21 protein-coding genes and 1 pseudogene are annotated in these 21,291 nt (G+C 40.6%); 3 read left to right on the forward strand and 19 right to left on the reverse strand.

Translation table 11 applies throughout. The annotated features are described in order from the left end of the window. Nucleotides 1-561: 561 nt before the first annotated feature. From U5K35_RS16725 to U5K35_RS16795, 15 genes and pseudogenes are all read right to left on the reverse strand, one after another. A complete protein-coding gene (locus U5K35_RS16725; RefSeq protein WP_322572649.1) occupies nt 562-3,804 on the reverse strand; it encodes an SNF2-related protein in 3,243 nt (1,080 codons plus the stop codon). 64 nt (nt 3,805-3,868) lie between these two features. Continuing rightward, nucleotides 3,869-4,336, reverse strand: coding sequence for a Fic family protein (locus tag U5K35_RS16730; RefSeq protein ID WP_322572650.1), 468 nt, complete (start codon nt 4,334-4,336; stop codon nt 3,869-3,871). A gap of 15 nt (nt 4,337-4,351) precedes the next feature. Next, nucleotides 4,352-4,777 carry a helix-turn-helix domain-containing protein gene (locus U5K35_RS16735; RefSeq protein ID WP_322572651.1) on the reverse strand — a complete coding sequence of 142 codons (426 nt, stop codon included), beginning with the start codon at nt 4,775-4,777 and terminating at the stop codon, nt 4,352-4,354. An 11-nt stretch (nt 4,778-4,788) separates the two neighbouring features. After that, nucleotides 4,789-5,133 carry a type II toxin-antitoxin system HigB family toxin gene (locus tag U5K35_RS16740; protein ID WP_322572652.1) on the reverse strand — a complete coding sequence of 115 codons (345 nt, stop codon included), beginning with the start codon at nt 5,131-5,133 and terminating at the stop codon, nt 4,789-4,791. A 104-nt stretch (nt 5,134-5,237) separates the two neighbouring features. Next, entirely contained in the window at nt 5,238-6,821 is a 1,584-nt protein-coding gene (locus tag U5K35_RS16745; RefSeq protein WP_322572653.1) for a hypothetical protein, read from the reverse strand. Continuing rightward, nucleotides 6,761-7,141, reverse strand: coding sequence for a hypothetical protein (locus tag U5K35_RS16750; RefSeq protein WP_322572654.1), 381 nt, complete (start codon nt 7,139-7,141; stop codon nt 6,761-6,763). Before U5K35_RS16750 ends, U5K35_RS16745 begins: the two co-directional genes overlap by 61 nt. 21 nt (nt 7,142-7,162) lie before the next feature. Further along, the gene (locus U5K35_RS16755) at nt 7,163-7,672 is read right to left on the reverse strand and encodes an ATP-binding protein (protein WP_322572655.1); all 510 of its coding nucleotides are present in this window, start codon (nt 7,670-7,672) and stop codon (nt 7,163-7,165) included. Next, the gene (locus U5K35_RS16760; RefSeq protein ID WP_322572656.1) at nt 7,669-8,106 is read right to left on the reverse strand and encodes a hypothetical protein; all 438 of its coding nucleotides are present in this window, start codon (nt 8,104-8,106) and stop codon (nt 7,669-7,671) included. Before U5K35_RS16760 ends, U5K35_RS16755 begins: the two co-directional genes overlap by 4 nt. Then, the gene (locus U5K35_RS16765) at nt 8,063-8,770 is read right to left on the reverse strand and encodes a DNA repair exonuclease (RefSeq protein WP_322572657.1); all 708 of its coding nucleotides are present in this window, start codon (nt 8,768-8,770) and stop codon (nt 8,063-8,065) included. The genes U5K35_RS16760 and U5K35_RS16765 overlap by 44 nt, the downstream gene beginning before the upstream one ends. A gap of 1,668 nt (nt 8,771-10,438) precedes the next feature. Next, nucleotides 10,439-10,729, reverse strand: coding sequence for a hypothetical protein (locus U5K35_RS16770; protein WP_322572658.1), 291 nt, complete (start codon nt 10,727-10,729; stop codon nt 10,439-10,441). Between the two features lie 298 nt (nt 10,730-11,027). Then, nucleotides 11,028-11,396, reverse strand: a complete 369-nt coding sequence (locus U5K35_RS16775) for an AAA family ATPase (protein WP_322572659.1) — start codon at nt 11,394-11,396, stop codon at nt 11,028-11,030. Nucleotides 11,397-11,531: 135 nt separating this feature from the next. Beyond that, complete coding sequence (locus U5K35_RS19830; protein WP_416221659.1) at nt 11,532-11,951, reverse strand: ABC-three component system middle component 1; 420 nt, start codon at nt 11,949-11,951, stop codon at nt 11,532-11,534. A 1,522-nt stretch (nt 11,952-13,473) separates the two neighbouring features. After that, entirely contained in the window at nt 13,474-14,223 is a 750-nt protein-coding gene (locus tag U5K35_RS16780) for a DNA/RNA helicase domain-containing protein (RefSeq protein ID WP_322572660.1), read from the reverse strand. Between the two features lie 53 nt (nt 14,224-14,276). Continuing rightward, on the reverse strand, nt 14,277-15,353 hold the full coding sequence (locus U5K35_RS16785; protein WP_322572661.1) for a DNA/RNA helicase domain-containing protein: 1,077 nt from the start codon (nt 15,351-15,353) through the stop codon (nt 14,277-14,279). A gap of 3 nt (nt 15,354-15,356) precedes the next feature. Then, a pseudogene (locus U5K35_RS16795) lies at nt 15,357-15,687 on the reverse strand (nucleotide pyrophosphohydrolase). 279 nt (nt 15,688-15,966) lie between these two features. On the opposite strand from U5K35_RS16795, the gene U5K35_RS16800 reads away from it, so the two are divergent. The 3 genes from U5K35_RS16800 (at nt 15,967) to U5K35_RS16810 (ending at nt 18,673) form a co-directional block, all read left to right on the forward strand. After that, complete coding sequence (locus U5K35_RS16800) at nt 15,967-17,352, forward strand: phage tail sheath family protein (RefSeq protein WP_322572663.1); 1,386 nt, start codon at nt 15,967-15,969, stop codon at nt 17,350-17,352. A gap of 353 nt (nt 17,353-17,705) precedes the next feature. Further along, nucleotides 17,706-18,074 carry a hypothetical protein gene (locus tag U5K35_RS16805; RefSeq protein WP_322572664.1) on the forward strand — a complete coding sequence of 123 codons (369 nt, stop codon included), beginning with the start codon at nt 17,706-17,708 and terminating at the stop codon, nt 18,072-18,074. A 122-nt stretch (nt 18,075-18,196) separates the two neighbouring features. Continuing rightward, the gene (locus U5K35_RS16810) at nt 18,197-18,673 is read left to right on the forward strand and encodes a DUF4174 domain-containing protein (protein WP_322572665.1); all 477 of its coding nucleotides are present in this window, start codon (nt 18,197-18,199) and stop codon (nt 18,671-18,673) included. Nucleotides 18,674-18,806: 133 nt separating this feature from the next. Here U5K35_RS16810 and U5K35_RS16815 read toward each other — a convergent pair whose 3' ends face one another. The 4 genes from U5K35_RS16815 to U5K35_RS16830 all read right to left on the reverse strand — a co-directional run bounded on the left by U5K35_RS16815 (nt 18,807) and on the right by U5K35_RS16830 (nt 21,148). Continuing rightward, nucleotides 18,807-19,481, reverse strand: coding sequence for a Fic family protein (locus U5K35_RS16815; RefSeq protein WP_322572666.1), 675 nt, complete (start codon nt 19,479-19,481; stop codon nt 18,807-18,809). A 2-nt stretch (nt 19,482-19,483) separates the two neighbouring features. Then, complete coding sequence (locus U5K35_RS16820) at nt 19,484-20,029, reverse strand: Panacea domain-containing protein (protein ID WP_322572667.1); 546 nt, start codon at nt 20,027-20,029, stop codon at nt 19,484-19,486. Nucleotides 20,030-20,411: 382 nt separating this feature from the next. After that, nucleotides 20,412-20,660, reverse strand: a complete 249-nt coding sequence (locus U5K35_RS16825; RefSeq protein WP_322572668.1) for a GIY-YIG nuclease family protein — start codon at nt 20,658-20,660, stop codon at nt 20,412-20,414. 230 nt (nt 20,661-20,890) lie between these two features. After that, complete coding sequence (locus U5K35_RS16830) at nt 20,891-21,148, reverse strand: GIY-YIG nuclease family protein (RefSeq protein WP_322572669.1); 258 nt, start codon at nt 21,146-21,148, stop codon at nt 20,891-20,893. Nucleotides 21,149-21,291: the final 143 nt, after the last annotated feature.

Below are 21,291 nucleotides of genomic sequence, written 5' to 3' on the forward strand. Positions count from 1 at the left end.
AATTTCATTTATGTAAGTTTTTTCTCAACTTTTTGACAATTCTTATTTCTCTCCTGGAACTGCATCTTAGTTGCTTTTTTTGCATTTACTAATAATCCAATCCAGATCAGCTATTAGTAATTTTGGAAAATGTACTTATCGGCAACACTTCTTGCACTCTGAATAACCGATATTAATCTAATCTTGCCGTTAACGCAAAAGATATCAATACTTTGAGCAAATATAACGCCGAAAAGCATGAAGATTACTTATTTCATTGAGAGGAGTTGAGGCTGTATCTAAATAAAAAAGGGCAGCAAGTATCAGTTGCCACCCCCTTTATCAAGAGAGATCTGAAATAATTATTCAGAGAAAAAATGTTTGAATTAATAAAAATTAAACGCTAATTCCGCTCACGGAAAGTGGCACCATTTGACCGAAATAGCCTCCCCGCCTTCCCCCTCTTCGAATACCAATTTTTTTCTAAAAATTTCTCAAATTCGTCCGCATAACCGTGAATATCTCCTATAAAATCGATGCTAGTATGGTTCATTAATTGTTTGAATCGTCTTTAGTATTATCTCAGATCTGTTCATCTGAAACCGCTATAATCGCAGATGCAATTTGCTTGTCTAAAGGCTCATCAGTAGGAAGATTTCCCCATAACTGCTCCAGGTCTTCTTTAGCAACCGGATGATCCTTTAACCACTTTTTTAAGTCTCTGAGACTACTGATGTTTTTTGCCCGACGGTTTGTTTGGGCTTCTTCAGCTTTAGAAAAGTATGGGTGAAGCAGATCAAGCCAAAGCTGACTGAACTCATAGCAGTCAATAGAGCTTCCCATCAAACTGAAATGATCCTTAAAGAGATCTTGAAAGTTCTTGTAGATCGTTATTAGACTTTTATCCGGGTCATCTTTCTGCTGCTCAATTTTGATCCAGTTTTGCAGTAATTCTTTGAAAATTACTAACGACAATCTTTTCTTATTCGGAAGTAATTGAAGCTGACCTTCATTGAGAAGTTGCACCAATTTATTGACAGATTTGTCAACATGTTTTGACCTGGTTTTAATGTTGGAACAGGTTGGCAGCTTGGATCGCAAAAATGAACAAATTTCAGGCAGGTCTCTGATTAGTTCACGTTCACTCTTAATCAATACCCATTTAGGAGCTCTTTTTTCCGTTCCTTTGATTGCAAAAAAGCCCCAACTTTCATCGGAACCAACGATACTTATTCGGGACAACACCTTTGCAGTAACGTCCTTGTATTGCTCGTAAAGCTCCGGATCAATTAATCCGTCTGCTTCTACAAACTTCCTCACCGGCTTAAACGCATCATCAACACCTCCCCACTCTTTATCCTCTTTTTGCCGTTCTTCATAGAGTTTCTTCATCTCTTCCGGGGCAATCTTATCACTGCCATTCGTATAGAATGATTCGGGAACTGAAATATTGGAACCGATTACAGTACTTACCAGATCATGACGATTTATGAACTTTTGATCTGCTTCCAGCTTGAATACATCGTGATCATCAGGCCAAAATATGTCGATTTTCTCGTGTGGGCTATCCAGCCTGTCTACCCTTCCGGCTCTCTGCTCGGCTTTTCGAATAACGGTTGGCATGTCCAGGAATACTACTGCTGACGATTTCTGCAGGTTCACGCCTTCCGATAAGGCATCGGTACACAAACCTATGACTGATTTACTTTCAGATGCAAGATGAAAATATTCCTGAATTTCATCTTTCCCGCTATTACTCTGGCTGCCTGTAGCGATAGCTAACGTGACTTTTTCAGACATATAATCTTGTAAGATTCGCTCTATCACATAATGTGTGATAACAATACCGTCAAAAGCTAATATGTGACTTTGATCCGATACCAAATCGGTCAAGAATTGTGCCTTCGATCGTTCCCGGCGATCACTCATTTGTTTTGCACAATCAACGATTTCTTCCAGTAATCTAATTTCCTCATCAACAGCATTACGATACAACGCTTTATCTCTTAGCCAATCCGGTAAATGACTATCATCAATATTTTTGATTTTAGGTAGTCCATCTATCTCCTTTAGTGTTGACAGTATATTGCCTGATGCTGTTTTAGGAATGGACCCGATTCCGGCCCACTTACAGGCCTTTTTCGTGCCCAAAATATGTTCAATCAGTGCCGCTCTTGATGAACGTAAACAGTTTTTGATATTATAGCGTGATAGTGCTGGAGCAGATTTTATTTGACCATTTACATAGCTTTGAGGATCAGTTCCTTCTCTAATTTGTCTTTTGGTCAATGTTATTTTCTGTAAATAAAGTATCCCCTTCAATTGTCGACATAATTGATCGATTCTTTTTCCAATTTCAACATCTTGATCTTCCTGCTTTACCTGATAAATATTGCATACATGTTTTGGAAATCGACAGAGCTTGCCAAACTGATCCTTAAATGCCTCAGGTCTTCGGTCAATAATATCATTAATCTCCCGCTTTGTTCTTCTGACAATAAATTTTTGAGAATACGATTTGAGATGTTCCAGTACTTCCTGGCTGGGCTGAGAGCCGCTGCGAGATCTTTTTAGCTTTTTATAAGCCTTGTAGGCCGTCTCCGATAGATTATCGAGGCCTAACAGCTCAACCATTCGAAGCAGATCATTCCATTTCCGGTTAATCGGGGTGGCGGTAAATAAAACCACATGGTCAGCCTTATTATTTTTAATCGTCTGAGATCGATTGGACATCATATTCAGGTAGTTATGTGCTTCATCTACCAGCAATACTGTAGCTTCCTGAATATCTTTAAGGTGGGATTGATTCTTTGGACTTGTTAAATGGCTCAAGATCCCGTGGGATATCGGGCTTGCCACAGTAAAGTAAAGCCTGTCCAGCTCGTCCTGCCAATTGTCAAGGACAAGTGGAGGAGCAATAATTTTGTATTTACTCCTGTTTCCGCGCCCCTGTTGCCAAAAACGGTTCAAAAGGGCAGCAAGCAGGTGTGCCCCAACCCTGGTCTTTCCGGAGCCTGTTGGCTCCGCAATCAACACACTTCCTTCATTGTCCAATATGAACAAAGCCTGGCCGATTGCCTGACGTTGAGTAGGCCATAAGTTAAATGCCATGCCGGGATGCAAATCCTTAAAATATTTTTCAACCCATCCACCCTCTAACAACTCTGCAATGGCACGGGCTAAGGCCTCATCCCAATCTACCAGTCGAAGTAATTTTCTAAGCAAGGCCAGCAGGTCTTCGTTGTACTCCTTTGCTTCTGTCTCATAATGACGGGCTATCCCACTTAATTCATCGTATTCAGGATCACTTTTTTCATAACGCACATTTATTTCAGCCTGCTTCATCATCCCTGAATAGGAATAATTGCTTGACCCCATCGTAAGATGGTGATCACCCACATAAACTTTTCCGTGTAAGTCCGGATGAATCTTAAAATTTAATTTACCGTCTTCAATTCCTTTGATCAGGGAAAGAAGCGGGCCATTCAGCTTTATGGAGATCCCTTTTTCAAGCCAATAATCTGCAATATGATAGGAGAAGTTATTCTTCTTTTTGGAGAGTCTTTTTTTAAACAACTCCTCCCTGATGATAGGCTCATTACCCAAAACAATGGATACCGATCGATTCATCCATTTTTCCTCGTCCCCGATTTGCTCAATCAGGTATTCAAGTGAACTAAAACCGGTTAGAATCAGGAATTCATCTGAAGACTCCAGATCTTTCTCGATCCAATCACCAACCCTGCCAAGTTCATTATTTAGAGGGTATTTTCCGGAAGGTGGCCATTGCCATGTAAATAGTTCTCTTTGATCGTCACTACTCATTGAAAATAATTATGTGAATATTCTGAACCACATTATCCCGACGGTTTCTATTCAAGAGGGCTGATTAATATGATTTGTTCAACTCATACTTTTGATCAGGATGCTTTGGGTTATCCGGGTATGTATATTCAATCAACCCATTCTCCATTAGGTTTTTTAAGTTTCTTCTAAAAGCACCCGTTCTGCTTTCTAAACCCAAGTTTTCGAGTAGTTCGGACGTTGAGCATGGCCCCCCTTCCAATATTTCCAAAATTGCCTTTTCAGTATCATTAAGGCTAATTTCTGTAGCACGGCCTCCAGCTTGGCCCCTAGCATGGCCCCTAGCTTCGCCCCTGTCTTTTACTTCCGGATGAACCGGCAACACCGCCAGGAAATAGGTTCGCTCGTCATCGGTTTCGAACCTTGGTTCCGGAGAACCGTTTCGATTCACGGCATCATAAATTTTTGGAAAACCGGTTGCACGGCCTTCGGTGAGCTGGAGTTCTTTCAGGAAATCACCAATGCGCCGGTTTCTGTATTCTCTGGAAAACATTTTTTTTAACCATACTTATTTAGCAATTGAGTATGCATGATCATTTTCAACTTCGGTACCTTCGCCTTCCAACCGGTAATGCTTGTTCAGAGCTTCTTGCTGAATTTTGAAATGGTTGGCCAGATTTCGAATGACATTCTTAGACATCCGTTTTTTATAATTCAGGATTTCAGAGATATAACTTTTTCCTACCCCAGCAATTTCTGCGAGGTTGTTCTGAGATAATTCGTGATCTTGTTTCAAGGATTTAATCAGTTCAACTGGGTCCATTTCCTTAGCTAATCGATGCTCATCATCCCAGGTTCTGATAAGCAAAGTCAGAAGTTCAATTTCATCTTCACGTTCTTCGACCTCATCACCGAATACCAGCTCTTCGAGGATTTCACAATACTCATAGTACTGTTCTTCATTTTTTATGACGGTATATGTTAAGTCAGCCATTGTTTCTATAATTAGGCGTAGTCTTTAAAATTTTCTGCGGTGTATTGTTCGTCTTTATCACATATTTCGGTGTATTCCGCGTGTGTTCCTATCCAAACCACGAACAGAAATACGATATTATCTCCAAATAGATATTTACAAATAACCCGGTAGTCATTCCCACTTACATTAAATTTAACTCTGCTACTACTCTTACCGAGCAATTTTACACTGCTGAAAGTATTTTTCATATCATCAGGTTTCTTCCAATCTGCTTTTCTTATTTCATCTATCCAATTTTCAAACGAAGAAATGGAAGCAGCATGCTTTTGGGCGAAATTTCTGACTGTATGTTCCTTTATAAGGTTAACTTTCATTTAGTAAACGTTTCTAAACTACAAAAAAGTTCGCAAATAGCGAACATATGGTTTATAATTATGAGTATGTAAAAATATAGATTTTATGAAATAACTAAGACAATCTAAATCCTTTTTGATTTTTCAGCGCCTAACATCTCCCCATGCTCCGGATGACATGTCATCACCAAAACCTGCTGCTTTTTAGCAAACTCTTCAATCGCCTCTGAAGCCATCTTTCTCCGTTTCGGGTCCATATCAACCATCGGATCATCCAGTACAATGAACCCGGTTTGATCTTTCAGAAAATACTCGGTTAGGGCAAACCGCCAGGCAAGAGCCACGATATCTTTGGTACCATGAGACAGGATTTCATAGGTGAGCGGTCGGCCGTCATCGGTTTGAAAGGTCTGCGGTAAATCCCCGTTCATTTGGATGGCATCAAATCGATTACCTGCCATCTGCTGCAGCCATTTCAGGAAGCTCTCTTCCAGGCCGCTGTAGGTATTGGCATCCATCGATTCAAGTAGATCAAACGTTCGTTCCCTGACCTTGGCCAGCGTTTCCGCTTCGTGGTAAATCCGTTCAAAATCAGTTTCCGCTTCTTCCAGCATCTTTTCAAGCTCCTCAGAGGATGTATCGGGTGCTTCTTTTTCAAGATTCGCTTTCTCAATTTTTTGATTACTAATCTTCGCTTCAAGGGCACGGATATCCTGATCCAGTGCCTCAACTTTTTCAATAAACTCGTCGGCCGACTCAAACCCTTCGGGAAGCTCCGGCAATTGTTCTATTTCTGCACTGATATCCTTGATCGATTTCGATTGATCCGCCAGTTCCAGGATCACATCCTCTACCGATTCATAGGTCTCTTTCCACTTCTCTAATTTCTCCCCGGCTTCATCCGCTTCTCTGGAAAGGCTGTTAAGATCTGTTTGCGCATCCACGAGGTCATCACTGATCTCGTCCAGCGAACGAACCTTGTCAAGGTCGCCAAGCTCTTCCAACTCCTTCTTCAATGCGTCTTCACTTTTCCCGTCCAGTTCAGAGTTATAGAGTTTCTCTGCACTTTCAAGATCTGATTTCTTTTGGCGATATATTTCGGCAAATGATTCAGCGCTTTGCACCGAATCTACGTCCAGTTTCTTCAGCAATTTCTGCAGTTCTTTCTCCTTTGAAGAAAGCTCTTTTACCGTGTTTTCCAGGTCCCCTTCACCGGAAAACACCTCTACGTTGACGCCATCTATGTTTAGTGAAAATCCACCTGAAGCCGTTTTCTCAATCGATTTGCCGGACGCAAGTTCAACCTGCTCCTCCTCTTTTCCGCTTTCCGTGAACTCTATTGTTTTATCTGAGCCGGATGTAATTCGCAATGATAGTCTTGCGCCTTCAATTTGCGCTTTCAGGGTTTTGATCTCCGAGCGAAGTTCTCTCAGCTGATCTATATCACCTGACTCAATTTTCTTTGCCTCTTTTACGTCCTTTTGAGCCGCTTCAACCTTAGCACTTAAACCTTCAAGCTTTTTCAGTTTTGCCTGAAGCTGTTCCGCCTTCTGCTTGTTTTGAGCAAGTGTCTGCTCTTTTTTTAGCTTTTCAATCTTTTCCCGGAGCTTTTCCTGTTTGGGCTTCAGCTGTTTGATACGATCTTCCATCACCGGCCACTGCTGACTAATCTCAAGCAGGTTTTTCCGCTTCGCTTTAGCCGTTTCCAATGTCTGTTCAAGCAGTTGCCGCTGGCTGATCCCTTTTTCAGCGGCTGGAGTTTGTCGAACTCTTCCTTCTTCTCTTTTTGACGGTTGATCAACACCGAAAGCTGTTCATTCAGCTGATCCAGTTCATCTTCGAACCTCTTGGCCTCTTCAAGGTCCAGCCGGAGCTGTTCTTTCTGGTAATAAGCGTCCAGAACTTTCCCTGTTCCCGTTTTATATGGATTATCTGATACCCCTGTTATTCTCAGGATAGTCCTGATCCCGGTCCCATTTTTTGAAATACTCTTCGTACCGATTGTCCAGCAGTTCACGGAACCGGTCAACCGACACGCCACCTGTTTCCATCAAATTTTGACGCAGGATATCTCCCAGCTCTTTGCGGACCCCATCTTCTTGTTCCATTTCGCGAATGGTGCGGTGCAGGCCGGACTGATCCGCAAGCAAGATCGTTCGAAGTGTGGCCGCAGATACCGGGAGCAGTTCTTCGATTTTCTGCTGAACCTTATCCTCGTCTGTGATCTCTGTATCGTCAGCGAGGTGAAGAGAAGCACTCCCCTGTCGATTTCCTTTTTCCAGGCTTTTCGAATGCGAATGGTATTTTTATCCTCATCCAGCAGTTCCAGATCCACACGAATGACGTCCCCTCCGGTAGCAGGGAAAAACCGTCCCATTTCACTTTCCACTTTGGTGGTTGTCAATGAGGTGGTTGTCAGCAGTCCGTTAAGGATAGCATGGTAGATGGTAGATTTACCCGCTTCATTCGGTCCAAGCAGAACATTTAATCCGTCTTCAAACTCAATAATTTTATCACGGATACCGGCAAACGGATGCAGTTTGATCGATTTCAGCTTCATTGCTTCACCTCACGGATCAGTTCGTAGGCCATCTGCAGTTCGTCCTCATTTTCGTCCGGAATAGAGGAGAGCAACTGTTCTGGGAAAGACCCTTCAGTAAACTCTTTACGGATCTGCTCTTCGGTAACTTTTCGTCGAAGTTCTGAATCGTCCAGCTTCAGTTCAAGAACCGCCTCCCGGATGCTGTGCCTCTTTTCCCGCCATTTCTCATACAGTTCAGGCTCCAGACGGCCGGAGACTGCAAGCTTAAGCATGGTTTGGTTATAGTCGTCATCTTCGAACTCGTCCAAAAGCTTATCTACATCAGAGGCACTATTTAGACTTCTTTCCATTTTACGGAACCGGTACGTTCCGGTGCTCAAAATCTCCGTTGAGATGGTTTTGTTGTCATCAATCAGTGTGCAGAAACGCCCGGCCTTCATGGCTGCAATCAAAACCGTCCGGTTCCGGAGTGCCCGGATTGAATACGATATCTTTCTTCCCCGGCTTCTCCGGCCAGGTAATGTGGGTATGGCCCATCAGCCAGATATCTACGCCGGAACTGTTCAGCTCCCGAACAGTCATCGGAAAGTACTGCTGATTAAAATCCGGCGATACACCTTCGATACTTCCGTGGGCGATACCGATATGAATCTTATCCGGGTCTTTCTCTTCATCTTTTACCCAGCCCACCGCATTTTCTGCCGAATGCTTGGCGTGGCAGGGAGCAGGCCACACCACTGCGTTCAGGTCATACTCACTCAGATCCACAGGTTCCTTTTCATCCAGAACCAGTACGTTTTCGCCCGCCTCTTTTTTGAACCGGTCCCAAAGCTGACTGTCTTCGGTGATATAGTCGTGATTGCCCGGCAGTACCAAGGCCACACTTCCCTCAAATTTATTGATCGCCTGAACGGCTCTTTGAATGTCGGACACCTTCATGCTTGTTCGGTCAAACAGGTCTCCGGCAATGGCAAGTATCTCTGAATTCTGCTCATTAGCCATGCCAACCAGTTTTCCAAGAGTATCATACCGGGCCTGGGCCAGTGTTTCGCTGGCTTCTGGATGGTTTTTGAATCGGAGACCTAAATGTGAATCTGATATATGTAGAATTTTCAAAATCGTCTTCGGAACTTTATCGAATCGAGTATGTTATTCAATATTGAGATATTAATCTCTTATTTCAGTTAGCGTCCAATACTCTTACGACCATAGATTTAAAATTCGTATTGGGACAATTAAGCTAAATAATAGATAGATCATTTATGAACTGTATCTGTAATTGATCCAAAATCACTATTGAATATGAGCTATATTAGTGTCTTGTATTAGAGATGTGAAAATTTTTACAGCTTAGGAATAAAACTGCTCTTGAACATTTATACGATTCACATCAAAATTGAACTTCTTGAATTTGTAATCTAATATATCTGCGATACATCATCCTCATGAGTTGACATCAATATTTGATAATCTCTAAAACTATGCCTCATTAATTCAATCAATGGAATGGATATTAATGTCATCCATTGTTTGAACAGGATCATCAATTGCTAAGAAATCGAAATTGCTTACTTATGTCATAGACTTTATTAAGCGCTAGAACAGAAAGCAATTGATAACAACAGCTAATTGGCCTGAGCTTAGATGATGTACCACATCATGATCTGGACTCATTATTTGCAAGAAACCGAATACTATTATTACCCTCGTTAAAATTGATAAATATCCCCATGCCTTGAGGATAGTGTTTTAAAATTTTACCACTAATCAGATGAAAAGGAAACCTTAACCTTTTCTAACCATTCGTTTTTTGAAGTTCCTAATTTCAACATCATATAATATTCTTTATAACTTCATATCATTCAATTATTGAATTGAATAGAATGTAAACCGTTCTTCTAGCTTTTCTGAAAAGCTAAGTCTTCTTGTATAGTATTCACTTTCGAGGTACTTCCTTTTTTTATCAATTCTATCTCTATCAAATTCTTCTAAGAAGCTCCTCATTTCTGATTAAAATAATCTGCAAATAATCGGCTATTCTTTAATTTAGCTTGGTCTATTGTTATATCCTCAATTAGATCCAGAAAACATAGCTTTAAGACGTTCCAGGATAGCTTCAAGCTCATCATTAGTTTTTAATTCCGAGATTTTGAAATTCTCTAAATCAATATCATTGCTATACTAGAAATGATTTAAGCTCAATCAATAAACCTCTCGTATTCCTTTGATTCTTTAATTGTGATATATAGCTCTTCTTCTAACTTATGCTCAGATTTTGATAGAAATTCTTCTATCTCTTCACTTACCGGTTGAACGTATTTTTTTATGATGTCATCTTTAAGCGAAGTGATTCTGGAAATTTTTCCTTTATGGGCTGCAACCAAATTTTCTTTTTTCTAGATCAATCGATTCTTCCAGAATAGAAATTGATTCAAAGTCAGTTCCACATAAGGGGCAACTTGCTAATTCATCCTCATCTTCATGTTCGATGATCTCTAAGTTTTAGATATTGATCGAATAAACGATCCCTTAGATCATTAAGGTCAGTAATTATTGATACCAGTTCTCCTGCTTCAGACTGTAATGATTCAATTAGGTCTCTGTTCGTTTTGAAGTCTTCGACTAAATCTTCATCGAATTCAAATTCTTCTAAAAAGTCGCCTACTTTGCTTACTTTTTCCTCAGATTCTAAGAAAGCAGAATATCTATCAATCTTCTTTTTTGAGTTCTTCTATTTTTTCAAACTCTCTCAGGATCTAATATATTTAGATAAAATAAAAGCATTTAATAATGCTTCGTTTTGATGATACTCCTGAAGCTGTCTCTCTTCTCTTTGAATTTTTTAAATTCCTCCAAATCAAAGTTTTGAATAAAATCTTTTAAGTCCTCTAGTTTTTTAAGAAGTCTTTCATGTAGTCCATCAATTTCACCAAGCGAGCTATTTTTGTACGGGTTTTCTTTGTCAAAGTCCAACTCCTGTGAAGTAAATAGAACTTCATGTTCGATATTTTCAATATTCTCTTGCTGACTTTTTAGCTTTTCTAGTTGTTCTGTTAGGTTTTCTCTTGATTCCATCTGAAGGTTCTTAAAAAGCTTTTTAACATCTTCAAGCTTTTTATTTTCTTGATCTGTCTTGAATAAAAAATTAAGCTCATCTCCTTTTTCATGTTCTGATTTCTTTAGAAAAGAATATGTTCTCCTCTTGCTGTAGATAATTAAACAACAAGTAAGTTCTTGCTAGATTAATTGACTCATCATTCGGATAAAAAAACTGATTGATTTCTTGTTGGCTTAGTCGTGGCAATGATTCAAAATCTTCATCTTGAGTCAAAGTTTTCAACTTGTCCCTTGTAGGTATTAAAAATTCCATCTTTTAGAGAATCATAAGGTTTAAAAGCTCTTTCAGTTTAGATATTCTTCCTTCACTTTCAGAAGGTAAATGCCGGATGATTATTAAATCCTGACCGTCTTCTCTTTGAAAGTGAACTTTTAAAATTACATCCTCTTGGTCATCATTTTGGAAAAAGGCTTTGCTATAATCTGACCGATCTGCTGTAACATCACTTCGCTGTTTTGTTTTATTAAGTTGACCTGTTAAGCACAATTCAATGGTATCAAAAATCGTAGTTTTACCATATCCATTAGGTCCATCAAATAAAGTTAATCCTGTTCCTTCAAAATCGATGATTTGTTTAGAATCTATACCTTTAAAATTTTCTATATAGCACTTAATCAGTCTCATTATCTTGGGGAAATTTTTTTAAAGAATTCATCAACACTTTCATTATCAGTATCTAAAAATGCTTTCTTTTATCTCTGAAAGCTCATTTTGAAACGGACCTGTCCAAAAGATTACGTAAGATTTTTTGATTTTCATTTAACCTATCATCAATGATGGAATGCAAGTCTGTAAACTCTTCAGGTTTAACATTGGTGACTCTAAAAAAGGAACTTTGACAAATAACTGTAGACAAAAGAAATGATGCTTGTCGTCAAAATTATTTTTCAAAAAAGCGTCTAATTTCCCCTCCTCCAATACAGTATTCTTAAGTTGGTCTTTTAATGAACTGTTCCCTTGAAACAGGTTTTTAGAAGCTTCATCATACAGAATTACACTCTTATTAAAGAAATATTCATCCTCTTCGACTCTCCAAATATGACGCTTAACTAAATCGTGGTTTTCTTTATCCAAATTTTCAACCTGAGCAAAAACAAGAAGGGAGGTATTTTTTTCTATATCTGAAGATTTAGTTTTTTGTTCATTAAAAAAGCTCAGTAGATTCTTCGATATTTTCAGTTTCTAAATAGCCATTTCAGATAATTAGAATTTACATGTATGAACTAAATAGTACTCAACTTGTTCATCATCAGGCCTCTGAAAAAAAGGAAGCCTCCATTCAGTAATTGGATCAATCAAATCCATATTCATTGAATAATTTTCGAATCAGCTCTTCCATATCAATTATTTAACCTTATCAATGGCTTCATGTTTTAGGTATAAAAGGTCATTTCCTTAGGTACTAGTATATTTATTGGAGTCACTTAATTCACCTTCATCTGGCTGAACTTGTTCATTTGGTTTTACGAGCTCAACCAGTTTACCTGAAAAATTTTCTGTTATTAAATAATCAGTTTCAAATTCAGAGAAAGTCAATTTCTCTATTATTCCATTATTCTTCTTGCGTGTCCTAATTATTCTTCTTTCATCATCATTAATTGTTGTAAGTACAGTATTTTTTAGACTTGTGATAGTATGGGACACTACTAGTGTTGATATTTAATTCCTCATCAATTAACATCCTGTAGAACAACCAAAAAAACACTCGAAAAACTATTGCTACTGAAAAATTGATCAATATTTGACGTTCCTACTTTCATATCCTCCTGTTGTATGTGAGATTGATATTTCTTAAAAATTGCTCGAATTCTTTATCAGGTAAACAGTAGATTGATTCAATTTTATCTATCTAATAATACCTAATAACTCTTCTTCTATTCAGGATCATTATTGAGATCAATATCATAGATATATTGTTCAAACTTTCATAAGAGCTCTTCTTAGACTAAATATTTCAATTCTGTATTTCATACGGGTTATCTGTTATTAATCTGTAGTAATTCATTTAATGAAATTCAATGGATTGTAAGTCTTGATTATGGTGGGCTTTCCTAACTAATTCATCAATTTTTGCCAATAAGTATCATAAATTCGATACTGATAATCCTGATTGTCCGCATCTTCGGCTTCGACTGGTCTGTAGAATTCAGATGAATTTCGGCAACTATTTTCTCTTGGATGTCAGCACAATGGGCAATACAGTTGTCCGTCTCCATAATCGTATAGCTCAAACCCCATGTTCGTTTTGTTCTTCAGTTAGGTTATCCCAATTTCGGATTTCTACAATTGTATGTAAATAATTATTCTCCATCACAAGGTATCAAATTCCCTAAAGCATTTGTATAGGTTCCTATCGCAATTTCCAGAAATTCGTGCTTTAACTTGATGGACTTCAATTGACTTCACCAACCAATAAAATTCTAACATCTTCCTGTTTGCTCGTAATCAAGTATGTAGTTCATCATCGAATTCAAGATTCAATTCATTGATCTTTTTCAACGCCACAAGAATGCCAACTTTACCCTGATGGCTGAACCCGCTCCAAGGTGCTGTTGCGTTACGATTAGACATTAACACTACCCTCAATACTCCCAATTTCCTTTTCAATTAGTCCATTGACTCATACACCAGTCCGACTGTCGACTCCTAGGCTAAAGGTTTCTGAGTTTCCTCTTAGTATTTAGTTTTAAAAACATATGACTTAAGTTTTTGTATCGTTCATATTTACAACCATTTTCCTAAAATACTCCTCAGTCTCTTTATCCGTACAATAGATATAACACCCTTTCATCCCACGGCTCATCAGGGTTCGGTAGGTGTTCTTGATAATCGTTTCTGCAAGATCTTTGGCTTTTTCCGGCTCCTCTTTCATCATTTTCTTAATCCCGAATATTGACCGGTCATTGCTTGATCGTTCATAGGCATCTGTTACTGCTTCACCATCCCGAATCTTGAAGTCCGGGCCGATAATTACACCTACGTAATCCAGCTCAAGTCCCTGGCAGGTGTGAATGCAACCAATTTCGTTGATAGACTCCTCCTTGATCAGCCACAACATGCCATCATCCGCAAGATTCCACTTTTTGGCAAAGTCATGCTCCGGGATGACAATGTCCATCTCATCCGGGTTTTTCTTGCTGTTCCAGTCCCAGCAGTACCCAGCCACCATCCTGGATTTATTCGTTTCCCTGTTCTTTACTTTTATTAAATCAAAAACTTCATTGGGTGATGACAGTACACGAAAATCAAAATCAATTCCTTCCAGATCGGTATTGGCGGTCTCCCGGATTTGCAGGGCGTGATCAAGCCACGCCATATATCCGTCTGATCCGTTGCATCGAAACTGTGAGCTGAGTTCTGTCTCAATAATTTCAGCTCCGGCCTTTTCAGCCCATTTCCGGATTCTCCCGTTCTCCCCTATATCATGAATATGAACCCTTTGGCTCTTCATCAATAAAAAAGACCGATGTTTTGGAAGCCGAGATCAGCTCTTTGATCTGGTTTTCACCCTTGTTCCGAAACATTCCCGCACTTCTCGTTCAGTCGGTGCGCTTCATCCACGATCAAGGCGTCAAACAGGTTAGGTTCCGTATCCGTAAATGAACCTGAGCTTTTAAACAGATTGTTGATATGACTCTTTTTCATGTCACCGGTCAGAAGAGAAGCGTAGACTGTTCGGGGAGCGGAGTTTTTTGTAATGTAGCTGACAAACCTGTTTTCAGCCGTCAGCTTCACCAGCAAATTAATAGCCACCACCGACTTTCCGGTTCCGGGTCCTCCCTCAATAATGACAACCCGCTTCTCCCCTTTTTTACGATTCAGAACAGCGTCCATCACATACTCAAAGGCGAGTTTCTGTTCATCGATCATGATGAACTCCTCATTGCCTTTCAGCATCGAGCTCAGGCTGTCAGCAAGCATCTTGGAGGGACGAATACGGCCATGTTCAATGCGATAGATTATTTTATCGCTGTCGCCATATTTTATAAAACCCTTGATGTACTCCCTCAACTTCGTAATATCGCGCTTCATAAAAACCGGTGCCTTCTCTGTATGATCCTCGTAAAACGGATCATCCAATACACCGTTGGAATTGTAATTATGAAGATATGCACAGGCTTTCAGATGGATATCTCCATCATAAACCGCTTCATTAAAATCATTCAGAAGCGCAGCATATGACCACGCCTGGTATGACGGATGGCTGACCTCTCTTTTCCCGCCCCCGATAAAGGTTCTTACAATGCCATCCAGCCGGGTCTTCTCAGCCGTTTCCCACTGTTTCAACTCAACAATTACAGCATGATCTCTTTTGGATTCATTCTTACCTGTAATGATAAAATCAATTCTTTTCGATGTTTGCGGAATCTGCATCTCAATGGTAACCCCGGCATCAAGAGGAATTTCATAATCTGTCAGAACCGTATTCATATACATCATTGAGTTCTGCCAGGAGCGCTTTTCATTTGCTGAGACTCCACGGTTCAGTGCAGCATTATATTTTGCCTCAATGACCTCTTCTACGGCACCTGTTTCAACATCAGCGGTAAAACTCTCTTTTGTAGATTTATATACAATCATAGATCAGAGTTCAGAGTACTTTTTTGCTGAGCCTTTTGCTTTATCCGCAGGGTATTTTTCTGCATTGGACTTTATTTTTTCGAGCATGATCTTTTCAATATCCAATCCATACTTTTCAGCAATCAGAATGGCAGTAGTTCAGCACATCCGCCAGCTCTTCACGGACTTTATCCGGATCAGCTCTCCTCTGCGTCTTTCCACAAAAAAGCTCCAGCAACTCTCCCGCCTCAACATTCAAAGCTACAGCCAGATCTTTCTCATTGTGAAACTGCTCCCAGTCCCGTTCATCCCGAAATTTCAGAATTGCTTTCGTGATCTTTTCGATTTGGTTCATTCTTGATAGACATATGTTTTTTTAATCAGCCAATAGAAAAATAATATTATACACTTAGAATGCTAATTATTAATGGGAAAAAGCTAAATTTTTCCATCTAGATGACTGAGAAGCTGCACGGTATATCTGAAGAGTTATTTCCATCATTGACCTGTTTTGTAGGTAAAGTACAAGATTTTGATATATTCATATTGTCTTTCCATTACAGAGTGAGACTGTAGCAGTTCGGACAGGTTTAAAAAGCACCTTAAAGAAAAATCAAGATAACGGAGATTCATTATGTCAAAATATAGAACACCGGGGGTTTATATTGGAGAGAGCTCCTCCTTCCCGCCATCCGTCAAACAGGTGGAAACCGCGATTCCCGCATTTATCGGCTATACAGAGAAGGGTCCGTCCGAGCCGATGCGAATTCGCTCGATGGTGGAGTACCAAAATCTATTTGGCGGGGCCGCCGGTGAAATCGGCAGGTTCAAAATAAATCATGACGGATCCATTGATTCGCCGGTTATCCCCGACACGCCAAAATACCGTCTCTACTACAGTCTCCAACTGTTTTTCAACAACGGCGGCATTGACTGCTATATCATTTCGGCCGGGAATTACGATGACCCCATTCAGAACAGCGACCTGGAAAAAGGGCTGAAATTATTGGGCAAATTGGACGAGCCTACGCTTATTCTTCTCCCCGACGGTTATGAAAACCCGTACGATCTTTATACACAAGCCCTCGCACAGTGCGCCGCCCGAAAAGACCGTTTTTTGATCTGCGATGTGAAGCATGCGGCCGGAGCAAACAATCCCATTCAAAAGTCAGCCGAAGAGTTCCGGTTTGGCATCGGCTCGAACAACCTGATGTTTGGCGCGGCCTACTATCCCAATCTGAAAACCATAATGACTTATCAATACAGTCAGGATCAGATCGACGTGGAGGTTGAGGATGCCCCTCATGTAAAGGTTTTGCGCCATTCCGATGAAACGATCTCCGCCAACGGTGAGAAAAAGGAAGAATCCCTCTATCACGCCAGTGACGGTACATATATGATGAAGTACAATCAGATCAAAAAAGAGATCGACTCCGTAAAGTTGACCCTGCCGCCGAGCGGTGCCATTGCCGGCGTGTATGCGATGGTGGATCACTCCAGGGGAGTCTGGAAAGCCCCGGCCAATGTATCGCTAAACGGTGTAGTGGCTCCGCAGGTGGTCATTAGCAATGTTGATCAGAACGATCTGAATGTAACAGCGTCCGGCAAGTCGATCAACGCCATTCGCAGTTTCCCGGGCAGGGGCGTGATGGTTTGGGGTGCGCGGACCCTGGCCGGAAACGATAATGAGTGGCGGTACATACCGGCGCGCCGTTTTTTCAACATGGTGGAGGAGTCGGTCAAAAAAGCTACCGAGCGGTTTGTGACTGAACCCAACGATGCCAATACATGGACGAAAATAAAAGCCATGATTGAGAACTACCTCAATACGCTCTGGAGAGCAGGTGCGCTGGCGGGCGCCAAACCCGACGATGCCTACTTTGTGAAACTGGGTCTGGGCGAAACGATGTCTGCCCAAGATATTCAGCAAGGCAAGATGATCATCGTAATCGGGATGTCAGTACTGAAGCCCGCCGAATTCACCATTCTGCGGTATTCTCACAAGATGGCGGAAGCCTAAGTTAAACAGTTAAGCAGTCCTTTTCAAGCCTCTTTTTAACGCAGCAGAATATTGAATGATCTGCGTATCCATGTAGTCGCGGAGTACTTTGGACCGCCAAAAGTACTCAGAAGCTCCCCGGCAGCGATTGCTGTTCGTGTACACTTCGCGCGGGCAAACCGTGCCCAGGAAGCGATCATTTCGGCTGGGCAAATTATGCTAATCCTTCCACCAATCAAGGCCGGAGAGTTCAGTTCTTGAAAAATTGAATCCCTTAGTCACCTAATTGCAAATCCTGCATCATAAATGTTGAGAATTCGTTTGGACAGTATCAGCGGACGAAATTGGGTAAAAAAGTTCGAACTCAAAAGAAGATGACATCATGCTGTCATGTACGCGATCTATGTTTGAAGCAATCCATGAACGAACAGATCGACCCTATGATTGCAGACCGCCACGAACCGATAAACGTACTCATCCTAATGACCGGAGAACCGTCCGGTGATGTGCTTCGAAGAATCCGGCCGATTCGATTCAAACGGAAAAATGGAAAGGTCTATAAAGTGCGGGAGATCCGGATGATGCACCAGGAGAGGCACGGCAAATCCCTGCAGTTTCACTATACCGTCAGAACCAGGAAGAGTGAATACTGCCGGCTGATGCTCGACCGCCACACCCTCAGCTGGAGGCTGGTGGAGATTATGAGGGAAGGGGTTAAAACTGACATGACCTTAGAGTCTTAAAATGATTAAATATAGTTTCCGCTATTAATCGAAAAACACACATAAGGAACGGGTTGATATCTCCTGCTTGTTTTTACTCGTAACCGGACAAGTAATTTTCAAACCTTCAAAACCGGGCCGTCATGATACAGCTGCTCCTTCTCACTTTACTACCTTTTTTCACAATGGCACAGACAAACACCGGCGATTCGCAGAAGGAAGGTTCTTCCACGTGTAAGGGAAAAGACATTTCACTCGATCAGTTCCGGTGGGAAAACAGAATACTCGTACTCTTTTCGCCCGATTCAGATGATGAATCCTATCAAACCCAAATGGAGAAGTTTTCTAATCTTGAGGACGAACTACGCGACCGGGACCTGATTCTAATCTCCGTTTTCGATGAGGAGTGCTCAAAACTGAATGATGAAGTGATATCGGACACCTCAGCCGAAAGTATTCGCGAGAGGCTTAGTCCGCAGGATAACGGTTACTCCATCTTCCTGATCGGAAAAGACGGCGGCGTGAAACTTAACAAGGATGAGGTTCTGGAACCCGAAGAACTCTTTCGCGTCATCGACCGGATGCCGATGCGCCGGCGGGAGATGAGAGAAGGTGGGTAGTTTTGTTGTGATGATTTAGCGATGGTGGTGTTTGGGGCTTGTGCAGAATTCACCCGGTTCGTTTACAATGAGTAAATGGGAATTAAGCCTTTTTTTATTTAAAAAAATATAGGAGGTAATATAAAGACAGAATTTACCTCTCATCCTCGTCCGAAATATCGTAGACAAATTTGTAGCAAACCTTTGCCCACCATGTAAAGTGCTCCTCTTTGCCGGTTTCGTGGTAGTAGTTCAGTTTACTTAGAAATTTTCCTTTGTCTTGCAGGTTCTTCCAGTCAATGAACTTTCCGTAAGCAAGCAGGTAGAGATTAACGAAAAGTCTTGCAACCCTGCCGTTGCCGTCGTAGAAAGGGTGTGTAAACACAAACTTTTGGTAGAATCGAAGAGCATCATCTACCGGCGTGTCACTTTCAAAAGCCAAAAGGTGCTTAAACGCTTCTTTTAGATCAGCTTCAATATTTTCAGGATTAGAACCGGTAAACCTTGACCTAAGCTCCTGACGTTTCTGGCCGCCAAAGTAAACTGATCCGGAACCATCGTGGTCACTGCTTCGGAATTCTCCATTGATGGATATGATGTCTTTGAAAATAATAGAATGGAAAGACCGGCAAAAACTGATGTACTCCTTAATTCCAAATTCTGAAGTAGTTTGTGCCATCTTCGATATCAATGGGACAAGTTCATTATCCATCGCATCGAAACGAGTACGGGCAACTCTGTTTGCTTCTTCTAGTGCATCCAATGCATAATTGGCAGGGAACAGCTCAATTAACTCTCTTAATTGCTCTAATTCAGTACTATCACCCAAAATTAGCTCATCTGATTGATGAGGAATTTGTAGTCTTCAGAAGCTTTAGAGAAGAGACTTTTATATTCCTCAATAGAATCAAACATGATTTCCGAAGCTTTATCTGTTTTATCCATATCAAAGATAAATGCATAATGCGAAATCGTATTGGGTGGATAGTAACCCTGATTCTGGTTCAAAGGGAAGTTTTTCGCAAATGACTCATGAACGTAATAATCCAGAATTTCCTGATCAGTAATTCTTCCGTTTACTTCTCTCTTGTTGATCCAGGGATCTTCAGCATGAGTGGCTTTAGAAAGCGTAATGGCATTGTAAAACCCGTAGCTATCCAGTATAAAATCGACCATATCTCGTTCTTCGTTTGAGAGAGGTATGTAATTTGGAGTATCTTGAATGGGGTTATTTTTATACTGCTTATACATGTGGTAGATGGATGGATTTACCGGCCCATGCTTCCAGGCATAAAACGCATCTGAGGATTTAATCATCTTCTTATCCGCAACAAGTGTCCATACCTTTACATAGTATAGAAGCTTTTGGAGCTTCATTGGTGTGATTTCCCCTTTGTACTTATTGAGGATGTAAGACGCTATGTTGTTCAAAGAATGCATGATTCTGATTTTTTTTGAACACTTAATATAACAAATGTAAGTGTGTCTTATACTCAGAACGTATTAAAAAAGTTCTTCATTTCCATATCAAGCAAATAATTAGGCTTTTGAGAGTTTATCCGAGGATATGCCAATGAAATTTAACTTTTCGGGTTTTAAGAGGATGAAAATTTAAACTTTTGGGCTTTAAGAAATGGATAGTTTAAATTTTTGGGGTTTAATACGGCAATCTGCGCCTCATTCTCGCGATTTCCTTATCTACCTCATCTTTCTTTTCCACCAAGTGAGCCAATCGCTTCGTTCTGAAGTTTTTTTAGGTTTATAAGTGCATAAAGGGGCAATTTTGCCCTGAATTCATCCCGGTTTTAAAGTACTTCTCAAGCTCAAGAGCGGTTGTCTTCTCCTGAACAGCTATGTAGCTTTCAATAGTATATGGACGACGGTGATTTCTTGTAGATGCAACCTTGCCATTATTGTGATCCTTCAAACGCGCTCTCAAAGGTCGGATGTAATATCCAACATATTGCCAATCCTCTGCATCACTTTTTATGATATAGACATAATACATTGGTTTTCTCTCTCTGTTTCTTGATCGAAGTACAAAACATATCAATTGAAGACGAAGGAAGTGCTCGCATCATTACTTACAGCTACAAATGCATTACAATGAAGTTGCAATGCAAGTAGTGCGCACATCGAAGCCTTCTTGATCTGCGAAGCAGATGGCGAAGTAGAGCGTGTCCTTCGTAGCTTCAGCGAAGTAGGAGGCCCGGATCTCCTCCGCTAAAGCTTCGGAGATCAGGCAGGACTTGAACTACTCAGCAATCTCTTATTCATCCAGGCTATTCCTGAACCGGTTTTAAAATACCTCTCAAGCTCAAGAGCGGTTTTCTTCTCCTGAACAGCTATGTAGCTTGCCAATTTAAATGGCCGGTGATTTCTTGTGGATGCAACTTTGCCATTATTGTGATCTTCAAAACGATTTCGAAGGTCAGATGTAAATCCAACATAACGCCAATCTTCTGCCTCACTTTTTATGATATAGACATAATACATTTTTCTCTCTCTGTTTTTTGATCGAAGTAAAAAACATGTCAATTGAAAGCGAAGGAAGTGCTCACATTCTTACACTACTTACAGAGTGCACACACAACGAAGTTGAAAGAAAAAGAGCGCGCACACGAAGCCTTGGCGAAGGT

Source organism: Rhodohalobacter sp. (genome assembly GCF_034521535.1).
Taxonomy (GTDB): Bacteria; Bacteroidota; Rhodothermia; order Balneolales; family Balneolaceae; genus Rhodohalobacter.